General features: G+C 39.3%; 19 protein-coding genes and 1 rRNA gene. 3 read left to right on the top strand and 17 right to left on the bottom strand.

Features of this window, described 5'->3' with window-relative positions:
* Nucleotides 1-98: 98 nt before the first annotated feature.
* On the bottom strand, nt 99-2,093 hold the full coding sequence (metG, locus tag CSV80_RS14810) for a methionine--tRNA ligase (protein ID WP_099671451.1): 1,995 nt from the start codon (nt 2,091-2,093) through the stop codon (nt 99-101).
* Nucleotides 2,094-2,360: 267 nt separating this feature from the next.
* On the opposite strand from metG, the gene CSV80_RS14805 reads away from it, so the two are divergent.
* On the top strand, nt 2,361-2,636 hold the full coding sequence (locus tag CSV80_RS14805; protein WP_029054857.1) for a transition state genes transcriptional regulator AbrB: 276 nt from the start codon (nt 2,361-2,363) through the stop codon (nt 2,634-2,636).
* Between the two features lie 45 nt (nt 2,637-2,681).
* Here CSV80_RS14805 and rsmI read toward each other — a convergent pair whose 3' ends face one another.
* The 15 genes from rsmI to CSV80_RS14730 all read right to left on the bottom strand — a co-directional run bounded on the left by rsmI (nt 2,682) and on the right by CSV80_RS14730 (nt 17,808).
* Nucleotides 2,682-3,557, bottom strand: coding sequence for a 16S rRNA (cytidine(1402)-2'-O)-methyltransferase (rsmI, locus tag CSV80_RS14800; RefSeq protein WP_099671489.1), 876 nt, complete (start codon nt 3,555-3,557; stop codon nt 2,682-2,684).
* A complete protein-coding gene (locus CSV80_RS14795) occupies nt 3,557-3,820 on the bottom strand; it encodes a GIY-YIG nuclease family protein (RefSeq protein WP_099671450.1) in 264 nt (87 codons plus the stop codon). The genes rsmI and CSV80_RS14795 overlap by 1 nt, the downstream gene beginning before the upstream one ends.
* Entirely contained in the window at nt 3,807-4,550 is a 744-nt protein-coding gene (locus CSV80_RS14790; protein WP_099671449.1) for a tRNA1(Val) (adenine(37)-N6)-methyltransferase, read from the bottom strand. The genes CSV80_RS14795 and CSV80_RS14790 overlap by 14 nt, the downstream gene beginning before the upstream one ends.
* A 55-nt stretch (nt 4,551-4,605) precedes the next feature.
* Complete coding sequence (gene yabA / locus CSV80_RS14785; RefSeq protein ID WP_029054853.1) at nt 4,606-4,965, bottom strand: DNA replication initiation control protein YabA; 360 nt, start codon at nt 4,963-4,965, stop codon at nt 4,606-4,608.
* A 13-nt stretch (nt 4,966-4,978) separates the two neighbouring features.
* A complete protein-coding gene (locus CSV80_RS14780) occupies nt 4,979-5,806 on the bottom strand; it encodes a PSP1 domain-containing protein (protein ID WP_029054852.1) in 828 nt (275 codons plus the stop codon).
* On the bottom strand, nt 5,799-6,809 hold the full coding sequence (holB, locus tag CSV80_RS14775) for a DNA polymerase III subunit delta' (protein WP_099671448.1): 1,011 nt from the start codon (nt 6,807-6,809) through the stop codon (nt 5,799-5,801). The genes CSV80_RS14780 and holB overlap by 8 nt, the downstream gene beginning before the upstream one ends.
* A gap of 68 nt (nt 6,810-6,877) precedes the next feature.
* Nucleotides 6,878-7,318 carry a YaaR family protein gene (locus CSV80_RS14770; RefSeq protein WP_029054850.1) on the bottom strand — a complete coding sequence of 147 codons (441 nt, stop codon included), beginning with the start codon at nt 7,316-7,318 and terminating at the stop codon, nt 6,878-6,880.
* 17 nt (nt 7,319-7,335) lie between these two features.
* On the bottom strand, nt 7,336-7,665 hold the full coding sequence (locus CSV80_RS14765) for a cyclic-di-AMP receptor (protein ID WP_029054849.1): 330 nt from the start codon (nt 7,663-7,665) through the stop codon (nt 7,336-7,338).
* Nucleotides 7,666-7,718: 53 nt separating this feature from the next.
* Nucleotides 7,719-8,360, bottom strand: a complete 642-nt coding sequence (tmk, locus tag CSV80_RS14760; RefSeq protein WP_099671447.1) for a dTMP kinase — start codon at nt 8,358-8,360, stop codon at nt 7,719-7,721.
* Between the two features lie 15 nt (nt 8,361-8,375).
* Nucleotides 8,376-9,800 carry an aminotransferase class I/II-fold pyridoxal phosphate-dependent enzyme gene (locus CSV80_RS14755; RefSeq protein WP_099671446.1) on the bottom strand — a complete coding sequence of 475 codons (1,425 nt, stop codon included), beginning with the start codon at nt 9,798-9,800 and terminating at the stop codon, nt 8,376-8,378.
* Nucleotides 9,801-10,219: 419 nt separating this feature from the next.
* A complete protein-coding gene (locus tag CSV80_RS14750) occupies nt 10,220-11,494 on the bottom strand; it encodes a helix-turn-helix domain-containing protein (RefSeq protein WP_099671445.1) in 1,275 nt (424 codons plus the stop codon).
* 33 nt (nt 11,495-11,527) lie between these two features.
* Nucleotides 11,528-13,255, bottom strand: coding sequence for a polysaccharide deacetylase family protein (locus tag CSV80_RS14745; RefSeq protein WP_099671444.1), 1,728 nt, complete (start codon nt 13,253-13,255; stop codon nt 11,528-11,530).
* Between the two features lie 32 nt (nt 13,256-13,287).
* The gene (locus CSV80_RS14740; RefSeq protein ID WP_099671443.1) at nt 13,288-15,084 is read right to left on the bottom strand and encodes a glycosyltransferase family 2 protein; all 1,797 of its coding nucleotides are present in this window, start codon (nt 15,082-15,084) and stop codon (nt 13,288-13,290) included.
* A 15-nt stretch (nt 15,085-15,099) separates the two neighbouring features.
* Nucleotides 15,100-16,419 (bottom strand): nucleotide sugar dehydrogenase, encoded by a 1,320-nt coding sequence (locus tag CSV80_RS14735; RefSeq protein ID WP_099671442.1) that lies wholly within the window; start codon nt 16,417-16,419, stop codon nt 15,100-15,102.
* A gap of 18 nt (nt 16,420-16,437) precedes the next feature.
* The gene (locus CSV80_RS14730; RefSeq protein ID WP_233201610.1) at nt 16,438-17,808 is read right to left on the bottom strand and encodes a polysaccharide deacetylase family protein; all 1,371 of its coding nucleotides are present in this window, start codon (nt 17,806-17,808) and stop codon (nt 16,438-16,440) included.
* 929 nt (nt 17,809-18,737) lie between these two features.
* On the opposite strand from CSV80_RS14730, the gene CSV80_RS14725 reads away from it, so the two are divergent.
* Both CSV80_RS14725 and CSV80_RS14720 read left to right on the top strand, forming a co-directional pair.
* Nucleotides 18,738-19,121, top strand: a complete 384-nt coding sequence (locus CSV80_RS14725; RefSeq protein WP_158231923.1) for a helix-turn-helix domain-containing protein — start codon at nt 18,738-18,740, stop codon at nt 19,119-19,121.
* Between the two features lie 234 nt (nt 19,122-19,355).
* Nucleotides 19,356-19,586: a hypothetical protein gene (locus CSV80_RS14720; protein WP_099671439.1), complete on the top strand. Its 231-nt coding sequence runs from the start codon at nt 19,356-19,358 to the stop codon at nt 19,584-19,586.
* 462 nt (nt 19,587-20,048) lie between these two features.
* Here CSV80_RS14720 and rrf read toward each other — a convergent pair.
* Nucleotides 20,049-20,137 (bottom strand): 5S ribosomal RNA (gene rrf, locus CSV80_RS14715); the annotation flags it as partial.

Raw genomic sequence — 20,137 nt, 5'->3', positions numbered from 1 at the left:
TCCTACTCTCCAATCACTTACATGATGCCTAAAATAAAAAAACTGCCACGAGAAGTCGTTGATTCCAACTTCTAATGACAGCTTTATTACGTGATTAATTATTTTACTTGTGCACCATTCTCTAATGCAGGATCAACTGTCGCAAGTTTTAGCACGCTATCTTTTTCGCCTGCTAAAATCATACCTTCTGATAATTCTCCGCGCAGTTTAACCGGCTTCAAATTTGCTACGACGATTACTTTCATGCCTACTACGTCTTCAGCGCTGTAATGCTGCGCAATGCCAGACACTACTTGACGCTGCTCGTAGCCTAAGTCCACTTGTAGCTTTAACAACTTGTCGGCTTTTGGCATTTTTTCACACGCCGTGACAGTTGCTACACGCATGTCTACATTCATGAATGCGTCAAACGTAATTTCATTTGTTTCTTCTTTCACTTCTTCCACTTTCTCTTCTACTTCAGCAGGTGCTGTGATTGCCATTTGTTTACGGATGTACTCGACTTCTACTTCTGTCTCTAAACGCGGGAAGATCGGAACACCTTTGTTGATGACAGTCGTGCCTGCAGGAATCTCGTAGCCTTCATCTAATGTAACCCAGCCCAATGACTCTTCAGATAGACCCAATTGTTCTACCATTTGTTTTGGTGCGTTTGTCATGAATGGCTGCAAAAGTACCGCTGTATGATGAAGCGATAGCGCCAGGTGGTACATAACCGACGCCAATTTCATGCGATCTTCTTCTGATTTTGCCAATACCCATGGAGATGTTTCGTCGATATATTTATTTGTACGAGAAATTAATGCCCACACATCGGAAAGTACGACACTGAATTGCATCTTTTCCATAGATGTCTCGTATTTTTTCACTGTGTGCTGGATCATGTCGCGTAACGGTGCATCAAATTCAGTCGGTACAAGACCTTCTGTCAGGACTTCACCATCGAAATATTTATTAATCATAGAGATTGTTCGATTCAATAAGTTCCCTAAGTCATTCGCCAAGTCATAGTTAATACGCTCGACAAATGCTTCCGGTGAAAATACACCGTCTTGACCAAATGGTAATTCACGAAGCAAGAAGTAACGTGTAGCATCAAGGCCATAGCGTTCAACGAGCATTTCTGGATAGACGACATTGCCTTTAGACTTCGACATTTTGCCATCTTTCATCATGATGAAACCATGTGCAAATACTTTCTTCGGCAACGGTAAATCGAGTGCCATTAAGAAGATTGGCCAATAAATCGTATGGAAACGAACGATATCTTTCCCAACCACATGAACATCCGCAGGCCAGTATTTATTGAATAAAGACTCGTCATCGGACATATAACCGAGTGCTGTAATGTAATTCGTCAATGCATCGACCCAAACGTAAATCACATGTTTTGGATCTCCAGGCACTTTAATTCCCCAGTCGAATGACATACGGGAAACAGATAAATCTTCAAGTCCTGGTTTGATGAAGTTATTGATCATTTCATTTTTACGTGATTCAGGTTCAATAAATGTAGGGTTTTCTTCGTAATACGCTAGAAGACGGTCTGCATACTTTTTCATATTGAAGAAGTATGACTCTTCTTCTACGCGGTGAACCGGACGACCACAGTCTGGACAGTTTCCATCTACCAATTGAGACTCGGTAAAATACGATTCACACGGAACACATTTCCATCCTTCATACTGTCCTTTATAAATATCTCCATTATCGAGGAACTTCTTAAATATCTTTTCAACGATTGTCTTATGACGATCTTCCGTCGTACGGATCAAGTCATCATAAGAGATATCCATCAGTTTCCACAAATCTTTCGCGATGTCTGCAATGCCATCGACATATTTAATTGGAGGTAGGCCTTCTTCTTCCGCTTTTTCTTGAATTTTCTGGCCATGCTCGTCCATTCCAGTTAGAAATCTGACATCATAGCCACGTAAACGCTTATATCTCGCCATTGCGTCCGATGCGATTGTCGTGTATGCCGTTCCTATGTGAAATTTCCCACTTGGATAATAAATAGGTGTAGTGATGTAAAATGTTTTAGATTGATTCTCCACGCGTAATTCCTCCAAATAATTAATGTATATATTCATTTTATAGGATGTTGCACAAAAGTGCCATGTTCTCCTCCGAACCCGTATGTTTTTATAACTTCTTTCAGCTTGCTCACTGACTGCAATCCTCATACCTTCAACATCTTTCATTTTTTACCTGTCAAAAAGTTATTAAAAATTAATAGTGTTTATTTGAGTTATGATGATTGACGATTATTGGAAGAGTTGGTATGATATTTAACAGACAAGAGAAATATGTCGAATTTTGACGAATGCTAAATCAGGAGTGTAGGAGGAATTTTTTTCATGAAGTCTACTGGAATTGTACGAAAAGTTGATGAGCTAGGCCGCGTTGTGATCCCGATTGAACTTCGTCGTACGCTCGGTATTGAGCAAAAAGACGCGCTAGAAATATACGTGGACGACGACAAAATTATCTTGAAAAAGTACATGCCGAATATGACATGCTCTATTACAGGAGAAGTGTCAGATGATAACCTTCGTCTGATCGACGGTAAGTTAATTTTGAGTCCTGAAGGCGCAAAACAATTGATGGATGAAATTCAAAATAAAATCAATTGATTTGTAAAAAATCCTGATCGCTTACGCGTTCAGGATTTTTTTGTCTTATTCTACGTGATATGCCTGATAAACATCCCGTTTACTCAACTCACGGATATCCGCCACTTCCTTGATCGCATCTTTCGAACGAATTTCCTTTTCTTCTATTACATGTTCGACATGCTCCTTAATCGATAAGTCTGTCCACCAAGCAGTCGCGACTTCGTGTTGCACATTCTCATTACCTTCCACAACCAAACAGAACTCGCCTCTAATTTCATTAGATTCTGCCCACTCAACTGCTTCTGCAATTGTCCCTCTCAACAACTCTTCAAATCGTTTCGTCAATTCGCGAGCCATCACAATCTTTCGTTCGTCCCCAAATTGTTCTGCTAAACTGCGCAATGTCTGTTTTAAACGATGTGGCGCCTCGTAAAATAATAATGTTTCTTCATAGCGCTGTAATTTCTCCAGCTGTGTTTTTAGCTCTTTCTTTTGGCGCGATAGAAACCCAAAAAACAGAAACGGTTGCGGTGTAATGCCTGAAGCTACTAATGCTGTAACAGCTGCGTTCGGTCCCGGAACGGAAACGACAGCGATTCCCTGTTCAATCGCTAGTTCCACAAGATCTGCACCAGGGTCTGAAATACATGGCATTCCTGCATCACTGACAATAGCAATATCTTTCCCATCTTGAAGGTGTTCTATAATTCTTTCTCCCGCCACACGTGTATTATGTTCGTGATAGCTGATCAATTGTGTAGTAATCTCAAAATGATTACATAATTTGATCGTATTACGCGTATCCTCGGCCGCAATATAATCAGCTTCCTGTAAGATGCGGACTGCACGGAATGTCATGTCTTCGAGGTTGCCGATTGGTGTGCCTACAATGAACAACTTCCCGAACTTTGTTGCTTCGGCACTCTTTTGTGACGTAATCATATGGACCGCTCCTTTTTTATATACTGTTCTTTTTCCTTTCGGGTTAATTGCTTAAACTGATATTCTGCTTGCATCGCTTGTCGCTGCGTTTCAAATGATTCTTGATAAATATATTTTACAGGCAGGCGCCCTCTCGTATACTTTGCACCTTTTCCTTCATTATGTACACGCAAGCGTCGTTCTAAATCATTTGTATATCCAGCATAATACGATCCGTCATTACATGTCAGAACATAGAAGAAGTGTTCATTCTGCTCCATACAATAACTGCCTCACTTCTTCTGTATACTCTCCATTTTCGCTGTAGACATATAAAGGAGGTAGGATTTTCAGATCAGGTTTTCCATCCTTAATGGCTTCGATTAATAGTGTATTCGCTTCTTTTCCTTCTTTCGGATAGACGAAACGAATGCGCTTTGGCTCTAGACGATACTGCCTCATCGATGTAATGATGTCGAGAAGTCTACCGGGACGGTGAACAAACGCTGCTTTTCCACCTTGTTTCAACAACTCACTTGCAGACTTCACCGCTTGATCCAATGTCAGCTCCACTTCATGCCTAGCAATCGTATAATACTCACTTTTATTTCTAGCACTTGCTTCATTTGCCGGGAAATAAGGCGGATTGCATGTAACGGCATCATACAACTCATAACCAATTTTTTTCGCAATACCTATGACGTTCCCATTTTCAATCGTAATCTGCTTTTCTAGACCGTTAAGCGCTATACTTCTCTGCGCCATATCCGCTAAGCGTTCTTGTAATTCAATACCAATGATTTCGCCTTTTGTACGAGCACTCAAGAACAAAGGAATTACACCATTACCCGTACACAAATCTACAATTTTTCCACCACGAAACGGCATATAGGCAAAACGTGCTAACAGCACTGCATCTAATGAAAAGGAAAAAACAGAAGGACTTTGAATGATGCGCAAGTCCTCTGCTAATAAATAATCCAGTCGTTCATCACTTTGTAGGTCCACAATCTACACTCCTTCATTCAAAAGAAAAAGCCAATACCTAAAAATAGGAATTGACCTCTCAACCGTTCTGTTTATTTAAGAATGACAGGCAGAATAGACAATCTTCACCTTTACGGCTACTGCCGTAATGTACATTGCACACATGAAAACCTTCATTGTACAAGCGAGCCAGATTGTCTACGCCTTCGCCCACATCAAGCTTCTTTGGACGTTCATCACGCGCGGCCTCTTCTATTTCTTGTGTAATCTTATCGATTTCATCGAGTCGCGTTCGCAGATGATGGTTTTCCAGACGAAGCGAGTGGTTTTCTTCAGTCATCTTTGCAACAAATCCAATGAGTTCCCTGAATTGTTTTTGCATAGAATCCAACTGTTGTTCAAACTCCATTACCCTGTCAAGAAAGTTCACTTCTTTCAACTGTTCCACCTCATCATTTAGTCAATTGAGCTGTTTCTTTCTGTAAGTCCTCAATCTCGCTCCACGCATATTCTACTACTCGTTCAAATGCTGGTATATTCACTTGAAGCACACGCTCCAATAAGTTCAGTCCGACTACTTTTCCTACTCCATCTTGTGTAATTACTTGTTTACCAAGATCAGGCATTAACGCTTTTGCTTCTTCATATGCGTCATTTTCATACTTCAGACAACACATCAAGCGACCGCATAGACCGGAAATCTTCGATGGGTTCAGCGAAAGGTTTTGATCTTTTGCCATCTTAATGGATACCGGCTCAAAATCACCTAAAAATGTTGAACAGCAAAGCATTCTACCACACGGTCCAATACCGCCTAGCATTTTTGCCTCATCTCGTACACCAATTTGGCGCAATTCAATTCTCGTCCGGAAAATGGCGGCAAGATCCTTCACTAGATTACGAAAGTCCACACGACCTTCAGCAGTGAAGTAAAACACAATTTTATTTCGGTCAAATGTATATTCTACATCTACTAAACGCATATCCAATTGATGTTCTGTAATTTTTTCTACGCAGACATCAAATGCTTCATTTGCTTCTTGCTCATTTTCTTTCACACGTTCACGATCACCCTCATCTGCAAGACGAATGATCTTTTTCAGTGGCAAGACGACATCTTCATCATCTATTTCATTACTTCGACTGGCTACTTTACCGTACTCTACGCCTCTTGCGGTTTCCACAATAACATAGTCGCCAATTTCAATCGGCATATCCAATGGGTCAAAATAATATAACTTTCCCGCTTTTTTAAAGCGGACGCCTACGACTTTAAACAAACAATAACCCCTCCTGCATAGTAAGCACCAATTGTTCTAGTAAAAGCGTACGATTCATATTTTGATGCAATCGTTTTTTCGCCTGCAAGACGGCATCTATTTTAACAGTTAAACTGCTATAAGTATTTTTGACAGAATGTCCTGTGAAGACTTCCAATTGATCGGGATAGGATATAGTCGACTGCAACCCTGCTTTGACCGCCACAATATCACGGTATGCAAAGAGAAGTAAATCGAGTCCTTGTTCACAATCACTTTTCTCCTTCATGAAAGGCATCCAATCTGTCTGAATGAACAACAATGCCTCACCTGGAGTTCGCTGTTCAATTGCCTCTACTAATTTTAACACTAATCTCCGTCTCTGTACAAAGGAATCTTCTTGTGCCATTTCATAAGCCGCTTCGACATTTGCTGTCATCATCGTTACAGTGGATGCCATAGAGGCTGTAACTCCTTTTTCTACGAGACTTTCAATACTATTTTGACGATTCATCGACTGTAGTGAAATCCGCTGACAACGTGATTGAATTGTCGGCAATATGGATGGATAGGAGTTTGTAAGCAAAATAGCTGTGACGTTTCCTTCAGGTTCTTCTAGAAACTTCAGCAATGTATTGGCTGCTGAAGAATTCATTCTTTCCGCATTCACAATCACATATACTTTCCGTCCTTCTTCATATCCTTTTTTCGTCATTTTCATAATCAACTCAGACATTTGATCCTTTTTGATGTCCTGTCCATCGGGTCTGATTAGTACTACATTTGGATGATTACCCGATTCTATACGTTTACACGAGTGACATGTTTCACATGGAACATTTTCTTTTGGATCCATACATAATAATAATTTCGTAAAATATTGCGCAACCGCTTCTTTTCCTGCACCATTTGAACCATCAAATATATAGGCATGTCCAATACGCTGTCTTTTGTGAATCATAGTTAGTCTATCAATAACTTGCTTCTGAGACTGCAATGCATGGTCGTGCAACTTCTGTGACATGCAAGCCCCTCCTTAGTTGGTAAAGATGTTGCAAAAAACCCCGTGCTACATATGATTGCGGCACGGGATCACGTATATAAATTGACAAGAAGACCTTTGATTTCACCTATTTTGGCAAGTAAATCAATGGATGATTCTTCTTCATCCAACAGCGCTTCCGTCAACGCGATTAGTTTTTCATCTATTGTTTGGACAAGATTCAACCGGCGACCTTCACCGAATTGGTTCCATGTATGAGATTGTGTTAACTCAATACCTGAATCTACTGCTTCTTTCAAGAAACGTTTGATTAGCATCTTGTACTTCGCCATATCACGTAAATTCCGAGATCTTGCGAGTCGATCCCCGGCACTTGAGATGTCCCCAAACAACCGTGTAATCTGTTCTCCTTGCAGACGCAATCCTTGTTTTTCTACCATTTGTCCAAATTTGGCATTACCTTGTGTATGCCGAAGGGGATCAGGAGGTAACTTATCCAATCCTGTACGGTATTCACCATTGACTTTCATCAGCATTCACCTCTAGATTAAAAGTGGTGGAACTGTTCAATTGGCAAGACAAATACAGTAGCTCCCCCTACTTCAACTTCGATTGGGTACGGAATATATGAATCAGCATTACCACCCATTGGTGAAACTGGTGCGACCATTTGATCGCGAGAACGACAATTATCACGAATTAAATCCAATGCCTTGGAGACTAAGTCATCCTCCACACCCATTAGAAACGTTGTGTTACCTGCGCGAAGAAATCCACCTGTACTGGCTAATTTTGTATTCCGAAAATCACTTTTAGTCAATGCAGAAGATAATCGGTTACTATCCTGGTCCTGTACCACTGCTACAATCAGTTTCAAAGTACTCTCCCCTTTTCCGATTTCTTAAAAAAATATATTTCTTCTTTATTATATCATGGATTCTTATGTAAGTTGACTTCTGAACTTACAATTTGCCAAACATTTTCAATTACTTGTGCTGGTAATAGTTGTGCATCCACCACCTGGATTCGCCCTTCATTCCCTAGTATCACTTCCAGATAGCCTTTGTACACTTTCTCATGAAACTCCAGCGTTTCCAAGTCCAGACGGTTCTGTTCACGATCTTTGTCTTTCCATATCCGAGTTAATCCTACTTCAGGTGGCACATCGAAGAATATTGTGCAATCGGGCATATATTCCTCAATCGCGAACAAGTTGATTGCTAGTACTTCATCTACGCCTAGTCCACGTGCAAATCCTTGATATGCTAATGAACTGTCAATGAAACGATCACATAATACAATTTTATTTTGTTTCAGAGCAGGTATAATTTTCTCTACTAAATGTTGTCTACGCGCAGCCGCATACAGCAACGCTTCCGTCTTGCCGTCCATCGCACTGTGAGTTGAATCCAAGATGACTTCTCGAATTTTTTCTGCAATAGGAATTCCACCCGGTTCTCGTGTCATAACCACATCTTCTCCATGTGCCATTAAGCGCTCTGCTACTTTTTGCAATACGGTAGTTTTACCAGCCCCTTCCGGCCCTTCAAAACTAATGAATAATCCTGTCATCTTCTTTTCCCCTATCTATTCAAAAACTACTTTTATTTGTTTCATCTCTCGATTGATGGCTCCTTGAAATCTACAACCGGCCATTAATAGATCGTATATTTGTACCATGTGTTCTTGGTTAATACGCTCTCCAGCACATAAAAGTGGAATGCCTGGCGGGTACGGAATAATTGCGGCCGCTGCCACTTTTCCAATTGCGCTCTGCATACTTACCCATTCCATATCCATCGTATGAAGCTGATTTGCTGTATATACTACCGATGATGGAGAACTGTTTGACAAAGAGTTATTGATCCGTACTGAGGTAATCTCTTTCTTCGCTACGCAGTCCATCGCTTTCTTAAATTTGTCCACCACGTCACCGAAATATTCTTCATCCCCTGCTTTCACCAATGGCAGTACAAGCAACACTTGGTATAGATCCGCCAACTCAGGATAAATGCCCTGCTGCTCCAATGCCTCTTGCAAGACGTATCCCGTATGACCTGCTGCGCGTATGAGCAACTTCAGTTGATCGTCAGTTTCCACAACTTCGACCTGCGCCATGTTGCATAGACCTTGAATTAAATTCCTTCTATACAATTGAAAGCTATCATAGTCTTTTTCATCATACGTCTCTGCATAATACCTTGCATCATCCAAAGATGCCATCATTAAATAAGATGGACTGCTTGACTGTAACATCTGGAGGTAATGTGCTACTCTTTCTACCTTTACAAATTTTGAACGTATATGTAAAAATGATGCCATCGTCATCGCCGGTAATGTTTTATGCGCAGACTGAACGACCAGATCTGCTCCGAGTTCAAGTGCGCTCTTTGGAAATGCGTCATGTACTATAAAGTGTGCTCCATGCGCTTCATCAACGAGAATTGGTATACTATAGCTATGACATACTTCTATAATCTGTCTAAGATCTCTATTTATTATTCCGTAATAAGTAGGCGTGGTAAAAACGGCTGCTTTTACGTCGGGATACTGTGCGAGTGCTTCTTTTACAGTCTTCAAGGAAACCGTTCCAGCGGTTTGCGTCTGTTCATCCCAATCTGGCGATAGAAACACTGGATTCGCACTTGTCAGTTCCAGTGCATTGAATATAGATTTATGTGCATTACGTTGTACCATTACCAAGTCTCCAGGCTGAACTGTTGCATACAGCATAGCCAGGTTTCCTACAGTCGAACCATTCACCAGAAAGAAACTCCGTTCACTTCCATAAAGACATGCCAACTTGTCTTCTGCTTCTTTAATCGCTCCTGTCGCTTCATGCAAGTCATCGAGTCCTGTCAGTTCCGTCAAATCATATGCAAGGGCTTGACGCACAGCAACTGGCAAATCGGATAATGCGCCACCTTTATGTCCAGGCACATGGAATGACACAGGACTCCGGTCATGGAAATTCTGCAAAGCTTGCACAAGTGGACGCTCTTGATACTTCATCTATTACGCACTCCTTTACTTTCATTCAGTATAGCAAAAAGCGACACTCCTGAGTAAAGGAGAATCGCTATTTGTATGAACCCATACTTACAGCTGTAATTGCTGTAAGTGTATTTCGGTTATTTTTTATGTAGTACTACTACAGACTTCTCTGAATGTGTTTTCTGTAATATTGCTTGTAACACGACAGCGACAAGGAAGGATCGTGATAATGTATATCTCCTTCTATATCACTCTCTATAAAAAATCCCCTTCAGATTCTTCAAGCGAACGAGACTTTCCTAATTCACTAGAAATGTGTCGTATATTCTTTGATTCGTTGTATCTAGGATCGATGCCGCCATAATAAAAGATATATGGTGCTTGAAAAGTTGCTCCACATATCTTTTGTTAAAGCATTCATAGCGATCTGTGTATCCTCACGAAATATTTGTATTAAAAAATATTTCTCCGATTGGTTTATTGAGCACATCTGAAATTTTCTTCATTGTTTTAGCGCTTGGATAGTAAGCTCCATTCTCTATTTTGGATAATGCTGTACGCCCGATGCCTACCCGCTCAGCCAGTTCAGCCTGCGTCAGGTTCATTTCTTTCCTGAGTTCTTTTATATGATTGGCAAACATCCCATTTTCTCCTCTCACTCTCGCTTTGTAATTGACTGCTTTATTCAGGAACTCCAATGTGGATGTTTCCATTCCACCCATTCGCCATAATGAAACCCTCATTTGCCCCTCTTCGGCTGCAATTTTCATCCATTGGTACAAAGTCTGCCGATCTCCGTACCAAACAGTGAACGTTTCACCATGTTTATCCTGGTAATCAAAGTACATACCGCCACTGGATGGATCTCTCATAGGTATAACTTTGCTTTTCTCAGCAAGATCTTCTGCCTCTGTTTCAGTTAGGGTTTTCATCTCATCTTTTCCGTGCAGCCAACTAAAACCGCCAGTTGATAGGGCGATAACCGGTTGGCCAGGTAGAGTTTTCATTTTATTCACTACTATTCGGATGAATTCGTCATCTGCTTTCGGACCCGGCTCCGAATGGCCTCCATATAAATTATATGCCATCATGACGTAGACTGGTCCTACCGGAAAATTATATTGTTCCACGTGTAAATTTGGTTCCAATAGAATACGTAACGGTTTTCCTTGTGCTTGAAGAACGTCATATAGCTCTTTATAAAATTGAAGCAAGTTGGGTAGGTCTTCTTTACTTATATTTTCATAGTCTATTTCTAGACCTTCAAATTGATAGGCATCGACATATTCCAAAATATTATCAATATGTCTTTTGCGACTTTCTGGTGTTTCTACCAAGCGTCCAATTAACTCAGAATCTTTGTGCACGACTGTTCCATCAGGTAGAAACTGGTCATTTACAATCGTTAAATCGAGAGGTATATTACGTTCCTTTGATAGTTTCTTCATAGCGTCAATAGCATCGTCCATTTTGTCTCGCAAGTACACGTGATCCTCTTCATCAAAATAGGCTGCAAAAACCTGTGCCCTATCTACACCTTGAACTTGTCGGAGGTCTTCCACACCACTTTGCCATTGCCATTCCGTCACCCAAGCTGAAAATTCCAATTCATCTAGAACTGATACATCCATAGTTTGCTGCTTTTTTTCCTGGCATCCACTAACAAAGAAACAGGAAATTACAATGAGTAATATTTTTTTATTAGTAAGCAATGAAATCTCCGCCTTTTCAGTTCATGCCAGATATTAGAAATTATCAACTACCCAGTTCATTGCCGACTTAATTGATCCAACAAACGTATACATTAGTTGCTGTGGTTTTTGTATTTCATTTGTAAATAATATCGTCTGCGCAACATCGCTGTTAGCCAAAGAAGCAATCGTCACATCACTGAACTGTGCATCATGAATTGGATCATTAAATTCTCCTGGTATCGATGTAGAACCTAGTGCTAGTTTTCCAGCTTGGATCTCTCGATTGACGACTAGCTTATTGACGACCTTTCTGTCATTCAGCCAGATGTTTAATTTATTATCTTGAAGTTCAATTATTAATTTCTTTTCATTAAATAATTTTTGTCGTTGTGCTTTATCTTCTATTTCTGAGGTAGTTTTATCTTGATCCGTTATTTGCTTCATTGTGACTTTCGGAATTGGTTTTGTTGCAAGTAACTCTTTCAACTGCCCTGCCACCTTTTCTTCAATCACTAGTTGATCGTTTTCAAATGCTATTTTTACATATGAATCGCCATTATCACTACGTCGTAAGTATATGGATTGTTGGCCTTCAGCAGTACCTCCCACTTTTCCTGTGAACTGTATATCCTTGTTGGTGCTTTCTGTCAGTACCAACTTTCCATGCTTTCTTGCTTTTGAAGTAAGAGTGATTGTATTATCATGAAACTCCGCTGCGCTTTCAATTGTCTTCCACTGTTTGGCTTGTTTCTCATTACCTTTTACGAAATCTACTTTTTGATTTGTATCACTTAGAATCTTCATGAGTAAATGATTCGTTGACCAAGATGTCTTTGGCTGCACGCGGCTTAGATTATATAGTTCTTTATCTCTTGTGTTGTATGCATCCCCTTCTTGATTGAAGTGCATATCAAATGTCTTTCTAATCTCTTTGTCATTGACTTCTGTAACCAATTTATTTGCTGTATTATACAGACCGTTTGCATGCATAATCATGTAGACGCCAGGCATAGTACCCAATTGTTTTTGATACACATTACGCATCTCTTCATAGTCATTTGTAATGCGCTTCTCCATTTCCACTCGGTTCTCACTCGGAATCAAGTTCTGGTCGCGAATGAAGTCCATTAAAAAGTGATTGTACGAATTGATTTCGTCTTTACTCAGTATTTCTTCGTCATCTCGAATATTCAAGAATGTCCCCTCTTTATTGAAGATATTAATGTATGTTAAACGGTTACCATTACTACCTAATTCCCAAAAGCCACTATTTTGCATCTGTTTTAGATGTGAAGGTTGAAGAAAACGCTTATCGTTCTCGTCTAATTTGTTGGTAAAAGAGAGCAATGTCGCTTTGTAGTTATACTTCTTCAACAGTGGATTAACGAATACACTCGTATCCGTACGTCCATCTTCGAAGGCAAGGAACAATGCTTTTTCAGGCAACGGTTTCTTGTTATTGTAGAAATTTAGAATATCTTGTTGAGAGATTGTCTCGTATCCTTGTTCCATCAATGCTTCCAGTTGTTGTTGCAATTGTTTTTTTGCAAATAGAGAGTCAGACCCATCCCTTGATACTCCTGGATACGAAAGAGCAATAAAACCTCGCTTGTTCTTCCACTCTTTAGTGTCTGATGCATCATAATGATTCATTTCGACAAACGTTTGGAACACAAGGAAAACAATAACCAACAAAATACACAATTGAAAAATTGATCGTCTGACTTTATGTCGATTCTTCTTTTCATAATCTAATATTTCATTACTTTTTCGTTTCATATGTCATTCTCCTTGTCTACAAATACATATAGTTATGATTTGATAGTTAGAGGATCCTTTTTCTGCTTCTTTCCCAACTTCTTCTCACGCGCTTCAATATCCTGTGGCGTATCGCGCGTTCCCCAAGTTGACTTCCAAAATGTCACCCATGCAACAGGCATCTGCCACAATAGAACAGCCTCATACATCAAAACAAAGACAAATCCGAAGACCCACAGACTGCTTTTCTTAAAGAACAAGTAGGTGGCGCTCATCATAAAGGCCATAAGAAATAGTCCCATCAGGAAAGTTGTGGGCACTATTCCATGAAACAGCGGCACATAGACTAAGTTGTATAGTACGACAACCGGTGCTGCAATTGGTACAATCAGACCCACATAAAAGAACAGAGCCATCAATACTTCCTTCTTCCAAATAAATGTTCCTGCTCGTAGTGATTCACGCAACCAAGAGCGTTTCCAGCGCATTTGCTGCTTTAAAAACACACCAAATTTATCAGGTACAACTGTTGAACAAATTGCCTTGTCTTGGTATGCCGTGCGATGTGTTTGTAGAATATAGTTGGTCATACTGCGGTCATCACCAAATGTTGCTGGCTGTCCTAAGAAAGTTTGATTTAGCCAATTGTCTTGGTTTTCGATAATTAAAGACTTTCTATAGCAAGACAGTGGACCCGATAAACAAGTGACACAGTCAAAGTATGATTCGGCTGCTTTCATGACGCGGAAAGCAATGTAATAACGTACGACTTGTAATTTAGTAATACTGTTTGTATATTTATTTTCAACATCTGTCCTCCCTGCGACTCCCCCCATTTTAGGATCTTGAAACGGCTGGACTAAATTCAAAATAGCATTAGGTTTCAAGATACTATCCGAATCGACAAAAACGACGAGATCATGTTTGGCCATTGCGACACCATCTACTAATGCCTTCCGTTTCCCCCCATTTTTCGGCATCACGTATACTTGTAAGCGTTCTTTAATTCTGTATACTTCGTCTTCACTTTCTAACTTTTCTACTGCCTTCCAAATATTTTCTACCGTGAGATCCGTAGACTGATCATCGACGACGATTACTTCTAGTTTATCGATTGGATAGTTTTGATTCAGACAACCGTATATCGTTTTTTGAATCCACTCTTCTTCATTAAAAACCGGAATAATAATAGAAACACCTGGACGATAATTAGAGTTAATTGGTACATTCCTATAGAAAGCACCAAATATATACCGGGTTAGCAAAAATGTAGCTGCAATCAGACTATAGAAATAAATGAACTTATTAAACTTGAAATAGACTAGACTTTCAAAGCGCATTAATACAATAAAGAATGAGACAAGTAAAAGACTGGCAAGTGTGAAGGTAGTAATAAATCTCCACTTTACTCGCTGGAAGTAAGAATCCAGTGACTGAACGAATTTGAAGACCAGCTTCCAAGTGATTTCGTCATTCGGCATCTTCACTTCCCGCCAACTAACTGTTCCTCGAATTCTCACCGTCGACTCGTATTCTTCCTCCATCGTTCCTTTAGGTATTTTAAAACGTAAGTTTACGACATCGCCGGCCTTCAGTGAATTCATGGACGAGTCGAAGTCCACAATCAGCTCTTTTTTGGATATTTCAATAGCTTTCACTTTCATTTTGCTACCGACTTTTTTATCTTTCATTATTACGTTGAAATCACATGAGTAGGAATCCTTCAACAGTCGATTTGCTTGGATTATTTTTCCTTCTTCATCTCTTTGCAGTATTGGAATGTTTGGAAGAAGGGTCGATTCACTAGTGTATCTACCTATTGTTTTGGCATTTGATATTTCTTTCACCATAATTCCACACCTTTCTTATAGACTCCAATACCGAATATTCTGGTCTTCAAATTCTTTTTTATTAAAGATACCTTTTATATCTACCAGTAATTGAGTAGATTCTGTTTTGAACATTTGCTGAAAATCTTCCAACATAAGCCCCCTGTATGTTTCATGTGGTACTGCCACGATCACTGCGTGCAAGTCTTTGAATTCATCAATGGAGGCAAGTGTGATGTCACATTGTTCTTTGACCGCCTGGGGATCCGCCAATGGATCTGCGACAATTGGATCGATTCCGTACTCCTTTAATTCCTTGATAATATCGAGTACTTTTGTGTTACGGAAGTCAGGACAATCTTCTTTAAAAGTAAGACCTAGTACACCTACCCTGATGGTGTTCATATTCACTTTCTGCTGTACAAGAGTCTTGAGTATTTGCTGGGAAATATACGCTGCCATAGAATCATTGATATGGCGCCCTGCTAGTAGTATTTTAGATCGATATCCGCAATCCTCTGCTTTATACGTTAAATAATAAGGATCAATTCCTATGCAGTGACCGCCTACTAATCCGGGAGAAAACGGTAGGAAATTCCACTTCGTTTTTGCTGCACGCAGTACCGCCTGCGTATCGATTTTCATTTGATTGAACAACATGGAGAGTTCATTCATAAAAGCGATGTTAATATCCCGCTGTGCATTTTCGATAACTTTTGCAGCTTCCGCTACTTTGATGCATTCCGCACGGTATACGCCAGCATTTATAATCATTTCATATACACTTGCTACAGTATTTAGTGTTTCCTCATCACTGCCAGAGACAATTTTAATAATGTTTTCCAATCGATGGACTTGATCACCTGGATTTATGCGCTCTGGTGAATATCCTACTGTAAAATCCGTACCAAATTTCAGGTTGGATGCAGCTTCAAGTTCAAGTATGCACACTTCCTCTGTAACTCCGGGATATACAGTTGACTCATAGACTACGACTGATCCCTTCCTCATATTTCGTCCTACCACCTGGCTGGCCAACTGAAGAGCTTTCAAGTCGGGAAGATTTCCAGCCTGAATAGGTGTTGGAACTGCCACGACAAAAAACTTGGCTTCTTGCAAGTCCTTTTCATTTGATGTGAATAACATGCTCGTATCACGGACTCGTTCATCTCCAACATCACCTGTTACGTCAATTCCAGCAAGTAACTGTTCAATCTTTTTTTCACTGACATCGAATCCTATTACATCAGCCACTTCAGAAAAAGCGATAGCTACTGGCAGTCCGACGTAACCTAAACCAACGACTGCAATCTTTTCTTGTTTATACATAATTTGCTCGTATAATGAATTAGCCATTCATACCATCTCCATCTTTTAGTTATTCTTCATTCGCATTAATTCTGTCATGTGTTTAAATGTGTAGCCTTGTTCGCGTAATGTATGGATAACTTTAGGAAGGGCTTCAATCGTCTGCGTGCCATCCAAGATGTGAAGTACAATGACACTTCCATCTCCCCGTTTGTTGACAATACGTTTGACAATTTCATCGGCATCGTTTGCTGTATCCCAGTCAAATGGTGTGACATCGTATAACGCAATGCTTTTATAACCTGTCGCCATTGCAATTTTTGCTGTATTTTCATCTATTTCACCAGTAGCAGGACGGAACAGCATAGTCGGTTTCGCTTGAATCGCTTCTGTAATCACTTTATGCGCTTTAACCAAATCCTCTTGTAGTTCTTCAGGTGTCATCCCTGTTACTACCTCATGGCCGTAAGAGTGACTTGCAACTTCATGGCCTTGCTCATAAATAGCGCGTGCTAAGTTTGGATTCTTCTCTACACCTTTACCAATCAAGAAGAACGTGGAAGGCACTTTCTCCCTTTTCAAAATATCGAGAATCTTTGTTACTGTGTAATCGCTTGCCCAGTCATCAAACGTAAGTGCGATCACTTTTTCTTCCGTAGGAGCATCAGAGAAGATATTTGGTTTAACATCTCTATAGTTTGGATTAATTTTAATTTCATCATAACCTGCGATTTGTTCAAGTGGCTTACGCTTAGTACCTCTATCAACAAGTTCTTTTAGTGGGATTAATTTATAACCTGTTTTTTCAACGGCTTTCGCGATATACGGAATAGCACCAACAACTTCAGGATTAATATCCGTATGCATGGAAATGATAGACCCGCGTGTTATATACCTTTCAATATATTCGCCGATTGATTTAGCACTCTGCATATCCCCTTCCCGTGGGTTGATCGTGTAATTGATAACCGCATCCATGCCAAGCTGTGCTGTTATGGCTTGAAGATCCTCATTGTATTCACCTGACCTCGTTCTGACATAACGAGGCGTTATACCGGTTTCCTTCTGAATTACTTCATTACTGAGCTTGACTTCTCTATACAGTTGCTCATAACTTATATTGCGAAGATCCTTTTGATTTAGTGTGTTGTTTTCAATTTCATGGCCACGATCTAAAATCATTTTGGCGATTTCAGGCTCTTCTGCTACCCGAATGCCCGGCAAAAAGAATGTGGCTGGAATATTGTTTTGCTCTAGTGCATCCAAAAGTGAAACCATCGTCTTTTTGTCAGCCATTCCGTTAAATGTAAGAGATAATTCCTTCCTAGTAGTCCATACATAAGAAAGAACTTCACTTTTCTCACCCACATATGGATCTATCTTTTCACTGGCTAGCGCAACCGCTGCTGAATCACCGCTCTTTTCACCACCAAACAATGGTGAACATCCTCCTACCACTAATAAAGAACTGAGAAGTAACAGTAGCGAAGTAGATTTTAATTTGCTAAGCCTATGAGATTTCCAATTTTCATAACGCATTCTCAACACCTACACTTTCTGTATCATCATAATTTTGAGACTTTTATACGTAAGACTTGAATATATAGTTCAGAGTTTGTAGGAAGTATTCTAATCGACTCATGTTAATAGGAAATTCAGAGCTGCTAATATAATATTTTATTAGTACATTTGATTTATGTTACAGATCTTATAACTATTATTTCATTGCAATACCTATCGTTCATGCCTTAGACCACTAGCTCTTCATTGGAACTGAACTGTGAACTTAGTACATTCAGATAGATGTAAGAATAGACATTCACATAGTACAAGGTTGTTTTCAATTTTAATAAGGTTATTTATTACCCCCTCTTCAGTAATTAATTATGTGTTGTTTTTCTAAACAAATTGAGCAAAAAAACTTTTGTTCAGCCTCACAACACATAATATGTTGTTTTGTACTTTTTGTCAACACATTTATTAGTTAATTGCACCAATTATTTTAATATGAAATGAACAGAGAAGTTTGTTATTCTTTAATTTCGGTTAATATGTTGGATATTACTCTATAAATTACTAAACTGAGGTACATGGAGTATAGAAGTACATATAGAAATTGTGTAAAATGGTTATATAGCATAAAATACGGTTTAGTAGTAGTGAAATATTCAACTTCTTTTCTACTTAGTTTTTTGGTAGTATAGTCTTTCAAATTTATTTTTTTCAACGTTTTGTGCATTTTCAAGTGAAGTCTTTTTACCTAAAAAATTCATTCCAGTATTTTCTGTTATTTATCAATATATAGGTTATGATAGTAGTACATACTCTTCAATATTAAATTACAAATGGCTAAGGAGAGGATCTATTTGAACGAATTTGGAAAACGCCTACGAAAATTACGTGAACAGAGACAAATGACTTTACGTTATTTGGCAGACCTAGCTGATCTGAGCTACTCTTTCATCGCTTCATTGGAAAAAGGTAGATATAACCCTTCTCGTGAAACGATTTGTGCACTAGCGGCAGCGTTAGAAGCAGATAAAAATGAGTTATTAATATTGGCAGGTTATCTGCCTAATGGAACAGTAAATCAAGCTATCTCTTCATCTAAAAATAATAAGCCGTCTCAAGAACTTGAACTAGAGAATTTATTGCAAGAACAAATATCCTTCAACGGTATAAGGTTATCTGACACAGATAAAAATGCATTGTTAGCATTCATGCAAACTATGTACAATTTAAAAAAATAATCTATTTTACCATTTTAAATTTTCCGACAATACTCAATAGTATTTTATATAAGTCTACTATATAATAACTGTAGAATGATTTTTCTATCCACATGTATAGTTGTTGATTCATATAGTATACTTCGGGCTTTATACTTTGAAGTCAGCGCTCTAGTACTTGCTGAATAGATAATTATTTACTTTTCCTTTCCCGTCGCTCGTGTCTTCATTCTATTTATTTAGGAGATGAGCAGTATGCCGGCATATATGGTCAATGGGTATTATATTTTTACATCGTACGAAGAAATGTCTTCTCTTATCCATGATATTATCCACTATTCTCTTCTACCCTCCCAACAAGATCGACATTCGTTTTCTATACTTACTGGTGACCTAGACACTACCGCACTTAAATTCCAATCAGACAATGGGCATTCCATTGCTGTACGCTATGAAAGTGAAGATGATATATACTATTCCGTATGATTAGTGAGCCAGCTTCAATCTAATTGAATAGAGATATTTACCATCTAATCCATGGGCTTTATGACATGGATTCTATTATTATTGTTTCAATTCTCTAGCCTGTTTTACTTCATATTAGAATACTGGTAATGGTTATGGAGGATGGTGCTCGAGCGGTAGAGTAGTTGATGAGGTTTATTAAGTGGTATAGCGGGGTGATAGAGCGGTGGTTATTATTCATTGAGCGATTATGCAGAGTGATTGAGCGCTCGTCGTGACTCTTTGAGCGGTTAAGTGGAACGATAGAGCACTACCCCTGATACATTGAGCAGTTAAGCAGTACAATAGAGCGTTAATCATGATAAATAGAGCGAGTAACCCAGATCTATGAGTGAGTAAAGTACAAATACATCATCCTCAATTCAATCTCTTTCCACTATTATAAAACACAAAAAAGCCACTCCCCAAAGGGAATGGCTTCGTGCCTAGCAACGTCCTACTCTCACAGGGGGAAACCCCCAACTACCATCGGCGCTGAAGAGCTTAACTTCCGTGTTCGGTATGGGAACGGG

Origin of the sequence: Sporosarcina sp. P12(2017) (assembly GCF_002743035.1) — a bacterium.
Lineage (GTDB): Bacteria > Bacillota > Bacilli > Bacillales_A > Planococcaceae > Sporosarcina > Sporosarcina ureae.
The sequence above is the reverse complement of the archived record's forward strand: the minus strand, read 5'-3'. Positions and strand labels throughout refer to the sequence as shown.

Coding starts and splice junctions, on each gene's coding strand:
- CSV80_RS14755 (WP_099671446.1), bottom strand. CDS start 9,800: ATGAAGTATCAAGAGCGTCCACTTGTGCAAGCTTTGCAGAATTTCCAT.
- CSV80_RS14745 (WP_099671444.1), bottom strand. CDS start 13,255: ATGAAACGAAAAAGTAATGAAATATTAGATTATGAAAAGAAGAATCGA.
- CSV80_RS14720 (WP_099671439.1), top strand. CDS start 19,356: ATGCCGGCATATATGGTCAATGGGTATTATATTTTTACATCGTACGAA.
- tmk (WP_099671447.1), bottom strand. CDS start 8,360: ATGACAGGATTATTCATTAGTTTTGAAGGGCCGGAAGGGGCTGGTAAA.
- CSV80_RS14805 (WP_029054857.1), top strand. CDS start 2,361: ATGAAGTCTACTGGAATTGTACGAAAAGTTGATGAGCTAGGCCGCGTT.
- CSV80_RS14735 (WP_099671442.1), bottom strand. CDS start 16,419: ATGGCTAATTCATTATACGAGCAAATTATGTATAAACAAGAAAAGATT.
- CSV80_RS14740 (WP_099671443.1), bottom strand. CDS start 15,084: ATGGTGAAAGAAATATCAAATGCCAAAACAATAGGTAGATACACTAGT.
- CSV80_RS14770 (WP_029054850.1), bottom strand. CDS start 7,318: ATGAAAGTCAATGGTGAATACCGTACAGGATTGGATAAGTTACCTCCT.
- CSV80_RS14795 (WP_099671450.1), bottom strand. CDS start 3,820: ATGGAGCAGAATGAACACTTCTTCTATGTTCTGACATGTAATGACGGA.
- metG (WP_099671451.1), bottom strand. CDS start 2,093: ATGAATATATACATTAATTATTTGGAGGAATTACGCGTGGAGAATCAA.
- holB (WP_099671448.1), bottom strand. CDS start 6,809: ATGTCACAGAAGTTGCACGACCATGCATTGCAGTCTCAGAAGCAAGTT.